The organism is Mucilaginibacter sp. (genome assembly GCF_028288225.1).
Classification (GTDB): domain Bacteria; phylum Bacteroidota; class Bacteroidia; order Sphingobacteriales; family Sphingobacteriaceae; genus Mucilaginibacter.
Genome location: NZ_JAQBOC010000020.1, coordinates 1 through 14,290, shown reverse-complemented (window position 1 = coordinate 14,290; position 14,290 = coordinate 1). Strand labels below are relative to the sequence as shown.

The 14,290-nt window shown below is 37.9% G+C and carries 14 protein-coding genes; 5 read left to right on the top strand and 9 right to left on the bottom strand.

Annotation, left to right across the window (positions count from 1 at the left end; translation table 11 throughout):
- Positions 1-4: 4 nt before the first annotated feature.
- Positions 5-907: a hypothetical protein gene (locus JWQ54_RS06270; RefSeq protein WP_299581731.1), complete on the bottom strand. Its 903-nt coding sequence runs from the start codon at positions 905-907 to the stop codon at positions 5-7.
- Positions 908-943: 36 nt separating this feature from the next.
- Positions 944-1,438, bottom strand: a complete 495-nt coding sequence (locus tag JWQ54_RS06265) for a hypothetical protein (RefSeq protein WP_299581728.1) — start codon at positions 1,436-1,438, stop codon at positions 944-946.
- Between the two features lie 256 nt (positions 1,439-1,694).
- On the opposite strand from JWQ54_RS06265, the gene JWQ54_RS06260 reads away from it, so the two are divergent.
- The 5 genes from JWQ54_RS06260 to JWQ54_RS06240 are packed head-to-tail and all read left to right on the top strand — an operon-like array spanning position 1,695 to position 5,185.
- Positions 1,695-2,510 carry an SDR family oxidoreductase gene (locus JWQ54_RS06260; protein ID WP_299581725.1) on the top strand — a complete coding sequence of 272 codons (816 nt, stop codon included), beginning with the start codon at positions 1,695-1,697 and terminating at the stop codon, positions 2,508-2,510.
- A gap of 18 nt (positions 2,511-2,528) precedes the next feature.
- The gene (locus JWQ54_RS06255) at positions 2,529-2,990 is read left to right on the top strand and encodes a hydroxymyristoyl-ACP dehydratase (protein WP_299581722.1); all 462 of its coding nucleotides are present in this window, start codon (positions 2,529-2,531) and stop codon (positions 2,988-2,990) included.
- Positions 2,987-4,258: a beta-ketoacyl synthase gene (locus tag JWQ54_RS06250; protein ID WP_299581719.1), complete on the top strand. Its 1,272-nt coding sequence runs from the start codon at positions 2,987-2,989 to the stop codon at positions 4,256-4,258. The genes JWQ54_RS06255 and JWQ54_RS06250 overlap by 4 nt, the downstream gene beginning before the upstream one ends.
- Position 4,259: 1 nt before the next feature.
- Positions 4,260-4,517, top strand: a complete 258-nt coding sequence (locus JWQ54_RS06245; protein WP_299581716.1) for an acyl carrier protein — start codon at positions 4,260-4,262, stop codon at positions 4,515-4,517.
- Positions 4,514-5,185, top strand: coding sequence for a 4'-phosphopantetheinyl transferase superfamily protein (locus JWQ54_RS06240; protein ID WP_299581713.1), 672 nt, complete (start codon positions 4,514-4,516; stop codon positions 5,183-5,185). Before JWQ54_RS06245 ends, JWQ54_RS06240 begins: the two co-directional genes overlap by 4 nt.
- Before the next feature lie 24 nt (positions 5,186-5,209).
- Here JWQ54_RS06240 and JWQ54_RS06235 read toward each other — a convergent pair whose 3' ends face one another.
- The 7 genes from JWQ54_RS06235 to JWQ54_RS29150 all read right to left on the bottom strand — a co-directional run.
- On the bottom strand, positions 5,210-7,561 hold the full coding sequence (locus JWQ54_RS06235; protein WP_299581710.1) for a PAS domain S-box protein: 2,352 nt from the start codon (positions 7,559-7,561) through the stop codon (positions 5,210-5,212).
- Between the two features lie 30 nt (positions 7,562-7,591).
- The gene (locus JWQ54_RS06230; protein ID WP_299581707.1) at positions 7,592-8,038 is read right to left on the bottom strand and encodes a response regulator; all 447 of its coding nucleotides are present in this window, start codon (positions 8,036-8,038) and stop codon (positions 7,592-7,594) included.
- Positions 8,028-10,001, bottom strand: a complete 1,974-nt coding sequence (locus tag JWQ54_RS06225) for a PAS domain-containing sensor histidine kinase (RefSeq protein WP_299581704.1) — start codon at positions 9,999-10,001, stop codon at positions 8,028-8,030. Before JWQ54_RS06225 ends, JWQ54_RS06230 begins: the two co-directional genes overlap by 11 nt.
- 275 nt (positions 10,002-10,276) lie before the next feature.
- A complete protein-coding gene (locus JWQ54_RS06220; protein ID WP_299581701.1) occupies positions 10,277-11,497 on the bottom strand; it encodes a DUF1015 family protein in 1,221 nt (406 codons plus the stop codon).
- Positions 11,498-11,530: 33 nt separating this feature from the next.
- The gene (fbp, locus tag JWQ54_RS06215; RefSeq protein WP_299581699.1) at positions 11,531-12,574 is read right to left on the bottom strand and encodes a class 1 fructose-bisphosphatase; all 1,044 of its coding nucleotides are present in this window, start codon (positions 12,572-12,574) and stop codon (positions 11,531-11,533) included.
- A gap of 607 nt (positions 12,575-13,181) precedes the next feature.
- Positions 13,182-14,096, bottom strand: a complete 915-nt coding sequence (locus JWQ54_RS06210) for a PorP/SprF family type IX secretion system membrane protein (protein ID WP_299581696.1) — start codon at positions 14,094-14,096, stop codon at positions 13,182-13,184.
- Between the two features lie 34 nt (positions 14,097-14,130).
- Positions 14,131-14,290, bottom strand: a 160-nt coding sequence (locus JWQ54_RS29150) for a gliding motility-associated C-terminal domain-containing protein (RefSeq protein ID WP_367187088.1), incomplete at its 5' end; no start/stop codon positions are given.

Here is a 14,290-nt window from a genome sequence, read left to right as displayed (position 1 = left end):
GTTATTAGTTTATAACTTGTAAGTATTTTAATTTATTTCTTTTAATTCGTTTTGATGAAAAAGGCTTTAAAAATATAGCATCGAGCGTAAGTAAAACCGGCGCCCCTAAAAATAATGCAATAAAAAGATAATATTTAAACGCAGCAAGCCATGGGGTTCTATTTTTGCGTTTGGCAATAAACTTTGCCCATACTGCAAATATTGGTTTTGCTCTTGCTTCAATAAACATAAGCTTATAACTAATTTCAACTGCCTTTTGTTCTATTAGCTCGTTTTGCAAAGTATCCCACTCACTATTTTCCAGGTAGCGGGCTACTGTCTGCCCGTATTCTGCGGTAGCCGCTATATCATTTTCTGAAACCCCGGGCTTTGGGAAAATATTTAAATATCTGTCTTTTTTCCCTGTTAGCATCCAGTAAAAAATGGTTACAAAGCTTACGGGGTTTGGATGTTTATCGAGCAGCGCTATATTCCCTACTAACCTGGCGCCTGCATCTTTAATCATATTTCGTACACGCACATATGAATTTATCCACATATTGCGTCCGGCGCTTATTGTTATAACGGGTGTATCCTTTATTATTGTTTTAAACTCTGCACTCTGTAATAATGAATTACTCGGAATACTTGGCGATAAAAACCACGGCTGATACCCCAAAATTACCAGGTCGTATTTTGATTCCTTTAAATTTAATGGCTCCAATGGTTCAGGAATCCCTAAAACACATGACGGCATCACTGAAAAAAAGCGCTGACCTGTCCACGGAAAATCATAATTATTAACAAGTTTTATCTGCGACTTTTCAACAGATGCGCCTGCTTCAATTAATGGTGCCGTAAATGTATCAATGATCTCTCCCATCTGGCCCGATTGGGTATAATAAATAGCCAGGATTTTTTTTTTCATTCTGCTGCAAAGTTAAAAACTATCTCCTGTGTGAAGTTAAAAATCTTCTGCACGCAGAACTTTTGATTTTTTACAGTAGTCAATAATAGCATGCTGTACCGATTTAGGCAGGCCCTTAAAATTCTTCCGGATAATTAGTTTATCTTTTTCAATATCATTATGATACTTAACAATTTTCGGTGCGTGTTCCTCAATAGCAAGGCGAAGAAAATGAAATTCAGTATTATCACTATCGGCAAGCAGCGCTGTTTCCAGCTTTATGCGCCCTGCCTTAAAATATTTTAGTTTTTTGCCCGCGGTTGACATTTTATCAGCTTTTCGCATTAATAAAGCTCCCTCATAGCCCTCTTTATTGTTCGATGAAGATGCCTGAACTATCTCTATCTGGTTATTTATGGCATCCAAATCTCCCGAATCCATAACGGTATAAAAGGCAGCTTTTTCAAATTTCTCCTGCGCAGCGCTTATTTTTATAAACCCAACCGTTAACAGGAAAACCAGAAGCATTTTCCACTTGTAAATCATTTTCATAGCTATCAAACATAATTAAATATCAACATCCGGCAACCAAATTATCTGCAAAACTGAACATTTGCCAAAATACATCTTAACTGCAACCCGCCATTCAACACAAAATACTAACAATTGTTATAATATATGTGATGGATACATTAAATTTAAGGTATTTTCACTTACTTTGAGGTTGCAATTAGGGGGCAATCCGTTTATACGTTAACAATAATATTAACAAGACAGGTTAAAACTGCAAAGGTTTAAAGGAGTTTTAATGGATAAAAATCTACAATTTAAAGGTTTATGGGCGGTTATATTGGGCGGATCAAGCGGATTTGGGTATGCCACTGTGGAAAAACTTGCCAAACATGGCATGAACGTAGCTGTTCTTTACCGTGAAAATAAAGCCGCGGATAAACTACTTAAAAAAAATCTTACCCAGATAGCTGAAGCCAATTCAACAAACGTTTTAGCTTATAACATAAATGCCCTGGACGCTGATTCCAGGGAATCTTTCACAAAAGAATTTGCTGATATTGCTGAAAAACACAGCGTAAAACTATTACTCCATAGCATTGCACGTGGTAATTTAAAACCACTTACCATAAACAATAATAAAGAAGACGAGGCTTATAATACCTTATCAATTGATGACATTCAATTAACTGCTTATGCCATGTCAACCAGTCTGCTCGACTGGACAAGATCACTTCTGAATGCTGATCTTTTCCACAGCGACGGACGCATAATTGGTTTAACCAGCGAAGGTGCCCATAAATATTGGGAAGGCTATGCAGCTGTATCAATTGCCAAGGCATCATTAGAGAGTTTGGCAAAATATATGGCGGTTGAATTTAGCGCTTATGGCCTAAAAACCAATGTAATACAGGCGGGAGTAACCGAAACAGCCTCGCTAAAAAGAATCCCCGGCAGCGAGAAATTGCTTGAGATGGGAATAAAAAGAAACCCCTTAGGAAGAATGACAAAACCAGATGACGTTGCCGGTGTTATCTACCTGCTATGTACAGATGAGTCGTTTTGGATAAATGGCTCAATTATTCATGTAGATGGCGGAGAACATTGCCGGTAATATTATTTTTACAAGTCTATGAATAATCATATATTAAACCATTTGCCATATAAATCGTCTTTCCGTTTTGTAGATAACATCTCATTGCTTAATGAAAATGAAGTTAGAGGGGAGTACACATTAAAGCAGGATTCCTTTTTTTATGAAGATCATTTTGCGGGGAACCCGGTAACACCCGGTGTTATTATTACCGAAATAATGGCACAGATAGGCTTGGTGGTTTTAGGAATATTTTTGATTTTAAAGGAAACTGATTTAAATTTTAATGACGACGATTCATTGTTTCCCTTACTTACATCAACAGATGTTTCCTTTTTTAAAATGGTTTTACCGGGCCAAAAAGTTACTGTAATTTCTAAAAAACAATATTTTCGCTTCGGAAAATTGAAGTGTTATGTTGAGATGCTGGATAGTGAGAACGAAGTTGTAGCAAAAGGGATGTTTTCGGGCATCATAAAAAATATCGATATCAAAAAATGAGTAAGCGTGTTGTAGTTACGGGAATGGGCGTTGTATCGCCAAATGGCATAGGCATCCCGGCTTTTTTACATGCTATACAAAATGGCACATCAGGCATAAAATTTATGCCGCGTTACCAGGAGCTTAATTTGGGCTGCCAGGTAGCAGGTATGCCCGCTTTTGAGTGGGAAAGCTTAAAAAATTATATATCAGAGGTTACCTTTCATGGCTTAAAGGGTACAAATATTGGTTTTGGGGTAGCTGCGGCCCTTGATGCATGGGCAGATTCGGGTATAGAATATGATACAGATAGCCCGCGCTGGGAAACCGGGTGTGTATTCGGTAACAGCATTGCCGATACCGAAGCTATGAAAAATGTAATTATTAAGGTTGATAACAAAGAAGCAAGAAAATTAGGCTCACGCGTTGTAGAGCAAGCCATGAATAGCGGCGTTACTTCTTATATATCGGGCAGGCTGGGATTCGGCAATAAAATTGTCACCAATTCGTCTGCTTGTGCCACAGGCACACAAGCTATTTTAATGGGCTATGAATATATTAAAGATGGCTACGCAAAACGCATGCTTGTTGGCAGCTCCGAACATGTTGATACTTATGTTTACGGTGCTTTTGATTCTATGCGTGTGTTATCGCGTAAATTTAATGACAATCCTGAAAAAGCATCAAGGCCAATGAGCATAACTGCCGGCGGCTTTGTACCCGGCTCAGGCGCTGGTGCGCTAGTTTTGGAGGATCTGGATTTTGCATTGGAACGCGGTGCACATATTCATGCCGAGATTTTAGGCGGATCAAGCAATTCAGGCGGGCAACGCCTGGGCGGCACCATGACGGCGGCTAACTCTACAGGAGTTATCAGGTGTATAAGTGAAGCCATGATAAGCTCCGGCATAAATGGAGAACAAATTGATCTGATAAGCGGACATTTAACCGCAACAAATGCCGACAGGCAGGAAATTCAGAACTGGAGCCAGGTATTAAACCGGGCCGGGGATAATTTTCCGCTAACCAATTCATTAAAGTCAATGATAGGCCATTGTCTTAGCGCGGCCGGTTCAATTGAAACTGTGGCATCCATATTGCAGATAGTACATGGGTTTGTACATCCAAACATAAATTTGGAAGATCCGAGCCCCGAAATAACAAATTTGGTAAGTTTAGATAAACTGCCCGTTAAAATGATAAAAAAAGAAATTAACATTGTAGCTAAAGCTAATTTTGGTTTTGGGGATGTTAACTCCTGTTTAATACTAAGTAAATACAAAAAATAAAATGACAAGACAAGAAATTTTAAGTGAGCTCAAAAAGGTTATTGCACCCTATACTACGAATAAAGAAATGCTGGCTGGCATTGATGACCAAACTGATCTCATAAAAGATTTAAAAATCAATTCAGCAAATCTTGTAGATATAATTATAGATGCAGAAGCTAAATATGATATCGAGATTGATTATGATTCTGCAGATAAAATGGTTAACGTTGGTACATGCATTGATGTTATAAGTGAAAAACTTAGCGAAAAAATATGATCAGTACCGGTAACGATATTGTATCATTAAATGCAATAAACATTACCCGTACCAAACAGTATGAATTTTACTCCAAAATACTTTCTGACTCAGAAAATCCCCTGTATAAAGAGTTTGGTTTAGCCGGAATACCTTTTGAAAATTTCATCTGGCTATTGTGGTCAATAAAAGAATCGACCTATAAATTCCTGCAAAGAAATGATCCGGATCTGATCTTCACGCCCGTAAAATTTGTGATTAAAAGCCTTTATTTGCCTTCAGCTTATACCGTATCAGGTTTTAGTGCATCAAAAGCTCAAGGAACGGATTTTGATGACCAGGCCTGCATAAAGGGGACAATTACCTTTGGGTCATATACTTTATACTCCCGTTCACTAATACATCATGAATTTATTCTTTCTGTTGTGAATCATAATAATAGCTTTAATAAAACCTGCTGGGGAATGAAATTGATTGATAGTTCTGATCATGACAAGCAATCAAAGGAAGTAAGATCGTTTTTATTGGAAAGATTAGCGCAACTTTATGGAGCTAATGATTTTACGATAAGCAAAAATTCCAATGGCTGCCCAATCCTGTTAAATGGAACAGGGGAATCTGCAATTCCTGTTTCTTTATCACACCACCAACAATTTGTAGCCTATTCTTTTCAAATAGCGACACCTTAAAATTATCTTCTTACCCCGCTCCTATTAGTTAAATTTTTTCTCCACCATTACTTGTTTATTAGCTCTTGTTTCTTTACTCTCAATTGCTATTTGCCCTTTTCCTACAAAAAGTTCTATTGTAAATTCAGTGCCCTTATTTATTTCGCTTTTAACGCTTATTGTCCCGCCTATGCTTTCAACCTGCATTTTAACCATAAATAACCCCATCCCTTTTCCTTCTACCGTATGATCAAAGCGTTTATATAAGCCAAACAATTGAACGCCATGCTTTGCTAAATCAATACCTTTTCCATTATCATTAAAATAGATGATCACCTTATCGCCATTCAATTTGGAGGTAATATTAATTATAGGGTCTGTTTCAACTTTTCTATATTTTATACTGTTTATTATCAAATTTTGAAAAACACTGTACAGGTAGCCTTTAAGAATAAACAATTCACTGATCTGGCTGAAATCGCAATTTAAAGTAGCGTTATTATTAAGGAAGGTTGACTGCAGTTCTGAGCGTATTTCTTCACAAATTACAGGTAATGATACCCATTCGTTTTTGTCATTAACCTGGTTACCTGTTTGCAAAATCTGGTTAAGGTCAATAATAACTTTATCAAGGCTGTTTACAGAATGTGAAAGTGCTCCCAAAGTTCCTATACATTCTTCATCCGCATATTCATAGCAATTAAGCAGATTTGATAACCCCTTAATATTGGCAACATGTGATCGCAGGTTGTGTGAAATAATATAGGTAAATTGCTCAAGGTCCAGGTTACGTCTAATTAACTCAGCAGTGATCTTTTCACGTTCCATATCCGCATTTTTCTTTTCGGTAATATTCCTTAATGTTAAAATTATACCGGTGTTTTCCATTTTCTTATTAACCACACTTACCCATTTAACATCAAACCATTCCTCGCTTTCATCATTTGTTACATAAACAGTTTCATAACAAACCGTCTCTTTATTTTTAACCTTTTTAACAATATCTTCAATAAACGATTTGCGTTCCTTTTTAAAATAGTTGAATACAGAGTTGCCTGTTTTTAATTTTTTGCTGGACCTTTTGGCAGATAAATCAAGCGCATTACTGTTAAATGAAACCATTTTAAGGTCGTTATCAAACAATACCACGCAAAGATCTGTGTTTTCAAAAACTGATCGCAGATTATCCTCTGACTGAACAAGGGATAATTCAGCCTGTTTACGATCGGTTATATCGATATGCAAAACTACAACCCCTTTTAAGGCACTATCCGTTAAAGGGGCTACAATAACCTGGAACCATTTTTTTTCAGTGATTGAATGACAAAGATATTCCAGCGAAAACTCTGTCTTTTTTCTCAGGGTAACATCTTTAATTCCTTTTGCAATTTTAGCAACCTGCACTTTATCAACCCCTAGTGCTTTTTCTGAAATGGCCAAATAATTATACCCTATGCCGTAATTAGGCAAACCCAGGTTATTTGAAATTGTAATTTTTTTCCACGATTCATTGATTGCGATGATCTTGCCCTTTTCGTTAAGCAATGCAATATTTGGAGGCAAAGCATTTAATATAGCTGCCTGCGTTGCCGATGCCTCCAGCAATTGCTGGTGGTTACGTTCTATCAACTCTTCGGAGTCTTTACGTTCCGTAATATCCCTTGCTACTCCATAAATTTTGAAAAGAGTCCCGTTGTCGCTTCGCGCCGGAATTATTTTGCTTTCTATCCATCGTATTTGCTGATCTTTACGGGTTATCCGGTATTGGCAAATTACGGTTTCACCATTATTAAGTTTTTCATAGCTTTCTTCCCAAATGTGTCTGTCTTCAAAGTATATCATCTGACTCCATATACCCGGATTGATCAACAATTCAGACGGATAATATCCAAGTATCTTTTCGCATGCAGGAGATATCTGTACCAGTTTTGAATTTACCATGTCCCTCGAAAAAAACACTTCGTCAATGGTATTGAATAACAGGCTTAACTCATTGTATGCACGCTCAGTTTCGGCCTGTAATTGAAATTTTTCTATCGAATTTAAAACCGCACTTGGCAAGCGTTGTATCCTGTCTTTAAATATATAGTCCGCAGCCCCCGCTTTCATTATATCTACAGCAAACTCTTCAGATGTGGTCCCTGTAACAAGTATGAAAGGAATATTTAAGCCACTTTCTTTCAAAATATTCAGGGCTTCCAAAGAATTGAATGACGGCAGCGTATGATCGGATAAAATAACATCAGGTACAAATTCACTAATTGCATTTATATAATCCTGCTTAATATCAACTACAAGCTTGTCAAACATGATATTAGCCCTTTTAAGCGCCACACTTACCAGTTCAGCATCTGTGGCAACATCTTCAAGGTGTAAGATCTTTAAAGTTCGGTTCATAATGAATAATATAAGTCAAGTTTCAAATATTTACTGTATTTGCTGATTGGTTATCAACCAGTACAATCCGAGTTCGCAAACGGCTTTTACAAAACCTTCAAACTCTACAGGCTTTACTACATAACTATTTACCCCCAAATTATAGCTTGATATAATATCCTGTTCTTCTTTAGAAGATGTCATCATTACAACCGGGATAGTTTTGGTTGCCTCGTTTAATTTAATCTGCCTTAAAACCTCAATTCCATCAATTTTAGGCATTTTTATATCTAATAAAATAAGCTTTGGTCTGCTTCCCATATTCCGGCCGGCAAAATCACCTTTAGCAAATATGAAATCAAGTGCCTCAGCGCCATCTTTTACATGGAATAACTTATTTGCCAGGTTAACTTTTTTTAAAGAGCGAATGGTCAGTTCAGCATCGTGAACATTATCTTCAACAAGTAATACTTCAATTTCAATTTCGTTATTGTTCATCTTTTGTATTTTCAAGTAAATTGTTTTTTTTACCAGGAAGGCTAAAGTAAAATGTGGCGCCTTTATTTAGGTGCGCTTCTACCCATATTTCGCCTCCATGCTTATCAATTATCCTTTTCACCAATGCCAGACCAACCCCTGTTCCTTCAAATTGGTCATTACTATGCAGGCGCTGGAACACGCCAAATAGCTTACCGCTATATTGCATATCAAAACCAACCCCATTATCTTTTACATAATAAATATCCCTTTTTTGATCGCGCTTAAATCCTATTTCAATTTTAGGAAGGTCTTGTTTAGAGCTGTATTTGATCGCATTACCTATTAAGTTCATCCAAACCTGCTTTAGCATGCTACCATCAGCCTGGCATTGAGGCAATTCCCGCACTTTGACCTGGTATTTTTTACCTTCATTTAAAAGCAGCTCTTTTATACACATTTTAACCATCTCATTAATGTCAACATTTTGGGATTTTATTTCCTTACGTCCAAGGCGTGAAAAAGTAAGCAGATCATCAATTAGCTGCCCCATACGCCTGGCATTATCCATAATTATATTTATTACACGATCGCCTTCAGCACCCAGTTTTGATCCAAAATCTTCTTTAAGCATCATGGCATAGCCATTTACTGCACGTAATGGCGTTCGCAGGTCATGCGATACAGAGTAGGAAAATGATTCAAGCTCTTTATTTGCTGCCTCAAGCTGTAACGTGCGCTCTATAACTTTCTTCTCTAAATTTTCATTAAAAAGCAGTATTTCCTTTTCAGCTTTTTTACGTTCAGATATATCCCTTACAAAAACAGAAAGCCCGCCTGCCGAGGGGTAGATATGGTTTTCCTGCCACAAGCTTGAAGGTGCATAATAATCCTCATGACAAACATACTTCTGTTCGGCAAATGCCTTATTAAAAGCTTTATATGTTTCAGATCCAATAGCTTCTGGAAATTGATCCCATACATATTTACCAATAATAGTTTCAGCCGAATATCCTATCATTTCACTAATCCTTTTGTTAGCATACCTAATGCAAAAATTGCTATCCATAGCTATAAACCCATCTGTAATGCTTTCAAGTATATCCTCAATCTGCTCTGTCTTTTTTCTTATTTCCTCCTCTGCATTTTTCCTGTCCGTTACATCCCTGAAATTGCATACTATAGCACTAATGTTTTTATCGCCAAGCATATTGTTGTAAAGACACTCAACCCATATATAATGCCCCTGCCTGTGCCTGGTACGAAACTCCGAGACTATGGGCATACCCGGCCTGGCAAGCAAATCTGCAAACAATCTGTTAACTAAGGTTTTGTCATCCGGATGAGCAAGTTCAGTAATTTCACCTTCCTCCATAAAGGCATTGCTCCAACCATTTATTCTCTCTGATGAAATGCTTCTGAAAATTACATGCAGGTTCTTATCTAATAATGAAATACCTTCATAACTTTGTTCGATCAGTTTGCGGAACTTCAGCTCATTAGTAATTATTTTCTTTTTATTTTCCTTATCTCTTCTTTCAAGTTCAGCGTTTATTACTTCCTTTTTATCTTCATTCTGTTTACGTTCTGTTATATCTCGGGTAATTTTGGCAAGTCCTACAAGGTGACCTTCATCATTATAAAGTGTTGTAAAAACAACGTTTGCCCAAAATATGGAGCCATCCTTTCTTACACGCCAGCCTTCATTTTCATAAGAGCCATGCTTAAGTGCTTCATTTAAATTATATCTTGATTCGTTTTTGTCATTGTCATCAGCCGTATAAAAAACAGAAATGTGCTTACCAATAATTTCCTCTTCACTGTAACCTTTAATATGTGCTGCACCCTGGTTCCAGCTCATAACATAACCATTAGGGTCTATCATAAATATGGCATAGCCTTTTACGGTTGCAATAAGCAAACGAAAAAGTTTTTCGTCAGCATTTTGATTTATTATAGGCTGGTCTGAATTGTAGGATTGCAAATTTCTTTAGTTTAGGTATTACTTATTTACACCATCTAATTTAAAATAGATAATGTAAACTAACAAGCGTGCACTAATTTATTTAAGATATTTGTGTTATATAAATAGTATACTATTAATTAACATCCTAATTAACAGCGGTTATTTTTAATTAGTTAAAAGTAAAGTAAATTAAAACAGGGTGCAACAGGTGAAAACACGGTATTTAAATGGGTTTAAAAACGGTTTAAAACTGGTTAAATAACGGTGCATCGGAGGGTTAAATAACGGCAAAGCTAATAATGGCGGTGCATCAGTAACCCATATGGTACTTTTGGATCTATCCAGGTAGATTTTGGCGGTAATATTTCACCTGCATCTGCTACCTCAATTAATTGATTAACTGTGAGTGGGCAAAGTGTAAAGGCAATAGCATCGGGGTGTATTTCCAGCAGGGCCTGCAGTTCTTCCATTGCCTTTTCACCGCCAATGCATTTTAAGTTTAAATCAGTTGCAGCATCAGCAATACCGAATACCGGTGCCAATAGCTGATCCTGCAAAACAGAAACATCAAGGGCTGCAGCAATCCCATTGAAAGGTATTTCTTTTGGCTCCAGGTTAAACCATTTGCCATCTATATACATACCTATCATATGTTTTTCCCGGGTTTGTACCGGCCGGTTACCCCGCGCTTTCTGCACAAAAAAACCTTTTGAAATTTTATCTAACAGTATTTCCCTTTCAATTGGCTTAGCGGGCAATACAATACGGTCATATTCCTGCATACGCAATTGGTCGCTGGCAATATATAGGGACGAAATGGTATCATAGACCACTAAGCCGGCGGCTTGTTGTTCTGCAGCCAGCCTATCGGCAGATTCCAGCCGGTGGTGACCATCAGCAAGATAAACGGTACCGACCTGAGAAAATGCTTCGGTAAGCTTTTTTATAATACCCTCATCTTCAATCTTCCAAAGCCGGTGAAAGCCCTCCCTGTTACCTAAGCTTGTCCTTTTTCTACTGGTGCGCGTTTCTGCTATTATACGGTTAATTACCAGGTGCGGTGGGTAAGTTAACAATACCGGGCTGCCTTCCAGCCCGGTATGCTGCCGGTAATTCTTTAGCCTGCGTACACTATCGGCAAATGTCAGCTCGTGTGTTCTTATTGTTCCGTTAGTATAGTCAGACAGTTTGGTCAGCGCCCAGATTCCAGCCTGGCGATAATTTTTAGTAACTATTTCATAAACATATATACAGGTTCTTTCTTCATGCCACAATCTGTCATTTTCAAGCAGGCTTTTCAGCGTATTGTTAACCTCCTCATAAGCATTAATTTGTCCCTCAGGTGTTTCTGGCCTTTGCCTTGCAATGGTTTCCAGTAAGGTCTTCAATGGTGGTAATGACTCACTTTTACTCAGATCGCCCGAAACTGATTCAGCATGCATTGTTGTAAATACCAGTTGATCAGCATATGCAGAATTAGGCCTGATAGCACGAAATGGTTTAATATTTGCCATACATCGTTAATTAGTAACAGATTTAGTTTGGTGTTAAAACGTACTTGCTGTTTCTACTTCTTTAATACCAGGCAATAATTCTGCAGCCATAAAGCTTTCTGCCTGCTTTACCATTTGTTCTGAGCCGATGAAAATAGGCGAGCGCTGGTGCAACTCTGTTACTTCAATATCAAGGATCCGCGAGGTGCCATTCGTAGCTCTTCCGCCTGCCTGTTCTATCAAAAAGGCCATAGGGTTACATTCATAAACTAATCTTAGTTTTCCATTTGGCGCCGAGGCGGTAATTGGGTAAATAAATATCCCGCCTTTAATCAGGTTGCGGTGTACATCGGCTACCATTGAGCCTATGTACCGGGATGAATACGGGCGGTTTGTGACCAGGTCCTCAACCTGGCAATACTTTATGTATCGCTTTACCCCTTGCGGAAAATGCACATAGTTACCCTCGTTTATGGAATAAATAAACCCATTTTTTGGGATCTGCATCTCAGGGTGCGACAGACAAAATTCGCCAATCGAGGGGTCAAGTGTAAAGCCATTTACCCCTTTGCCTGTTGTATATACCAGCATGGTTGATGAGCCATAAATAACATAACCTGCAGCTACCTGTTCGGTCCCGGTTTGTAACACGTCAGCAATAGTTGCGGGGCCTTTAGTTGATTGTCTTCGATAAATAGAAAAAATGGTACCAATCGGAACATTTACATCAATGTTAGATGAACCATCCAGCGGATCAATAGCTACTATGTATTTGGCGTTTTTTGAAACATCAGTATCCAGCCGGATAATCTCCTCATTTTCTTCAGATGCCACAATGCAGCATTCTCCCCCGCTTTTTAGTGCCGATATAAACTGTTCGTTGGCGTAAACATCAAGCTTTTGTTGATTTTCTCCCTGGATGTTGGTACTGCCTGCATTTCCTAAAATATCCATTAGGCCGGCTTTATTCACCTCCCGGTTAACAATTTTGGCTGCAATACCTATATCACGCAGCAAACGGGAAAGTTCGCCCTTGGCATACGGAAAATCGGCTTGTCTTTCAATAATAAATTGCCCTAAAGTTTTAAAGTTAGTCATAGGCTTAGTGTAAATAATACGTAAGTAATTAATATAATTGGTGGAGCAAATTAAGTAGATAATATGCTAAAAAACGAAAAATAAGGCAAAAAATATTTAACAAGTGACTAATAAAGGCGTGTTAAATAAACACTAAGTGTATTGAGATAGTCACAAAAAACATACTTTAAATCAATTAAAAGCATATTAGCATACTAAAGGCTATATATTTACCCGGCATCTGTTTTATTTTAATATTTTACAATGTTATAAGGTGCTTTTAAGATGTGCCCGCCTATTTTTAAAAAAGCCGTCCGTTTAATTTATTAAGGCGTTTATTAAAATTATTGACCATTCTCCGCTTTGGATTGTAATTTGTTTGCTGCTTATTGAAACAAAGACACCTTTGGCGTAAATGCCTTTCAAATAGAATATCAATTTGATGATTACCTGCCCAGCGAAAGAGGAACAATTACCGAGTGTGAAGTATTGCATTTTTAAAAACGGTAACGAACAGGGCTTTTTATAGGTTAATATAAACGGCGTAGGTCATAATAGTCCACAAAACTAAAAATGCAGCTTTCCGGTTAAGAAAGCTGCATTTTTGCATTGATTGAAATATTATTTTTTATAACAATTTTCTCTTAGTTATACCTTTGCCAAAACGATAGCTAAGGGTAACCTCGTGGGTAGCCAAATTAAAGCCACCCAGGTTATTTGATGAAGTGCCAAACTGGTAGCTGTAGCCCACATGTACCTGGTCCAGATTTAGAGTTATTAAACCGGCGGCCAGGCTATTGTTAACGCGGTAGCTTGCACCAAGCCCCAGTGTTTCTTTCATATAAAAAATGCCCGAAATATCTGTCACCAGCGGAACGTCCTTAGCATATGAGATCAATACCGACGGCTTCAACTTAAAATCTTCAGCCAGATCTGCCAGCAATGCGCCGGTAAAATAATAATGACTTCTAAAGTTGTAGGTACTTTGCACCGATGCGGTTCCCAGGCTGGTTATAGTCAGTTCAGGGGCCGATATCCCTAAATAGTACCAATCGGTAAAATACATTACCCCAAATCCTATATTCGGCCTTGTTTGACGAACATCATTAGCAAAGGTAGGATCCTCTGGACCTACGGTCGAATAATTGGCCACATAATTCCTTATCCCTGCATTTAGTGATACGGCCAGGTAATCACTTTGCCCCAACTGGATCGCCTTTGAAAAATAGGCGTTCACCTCCGTTAGGTGCTCTACAGCAATCTGATCATTAAACACAATAAGGCCTGCAGCCCCGTTTATCGACTCAATGGGAATATTGCCATTGAGCAGTAAAGTAGTCGGCGCTCCATCTATTCCTACAAATTGCTTCTTGGCCATCGTATTTACTGAATAGGCCTGGTCAAGCACCGAATAAGCCGGGTTAAACGGTGTCAGGTTATCCATATACTGTGTAAAGCTGAACGATTGATTTTGCGCCTTCACATGTTCTCTTGTCCCCAATATAAATAAAACTAACAGCATTACTACAGCTTTTATACGCATATATATTTTTATGTGGCTAAATTTAGTTTTTTTTTTAATATTTCAATACCAGGTAGCCCGTTTTGTATTTGGTTTCAGCACCTGCCTTATATGTCAGTGAGTAAAAATAAGTACCAGCCTGCTGCAACTTGCCATTTGTGCTTGCGTGCCCGTCAAATACTTTTGTTGCATTGTCATACCCTTTTGCTTCATAT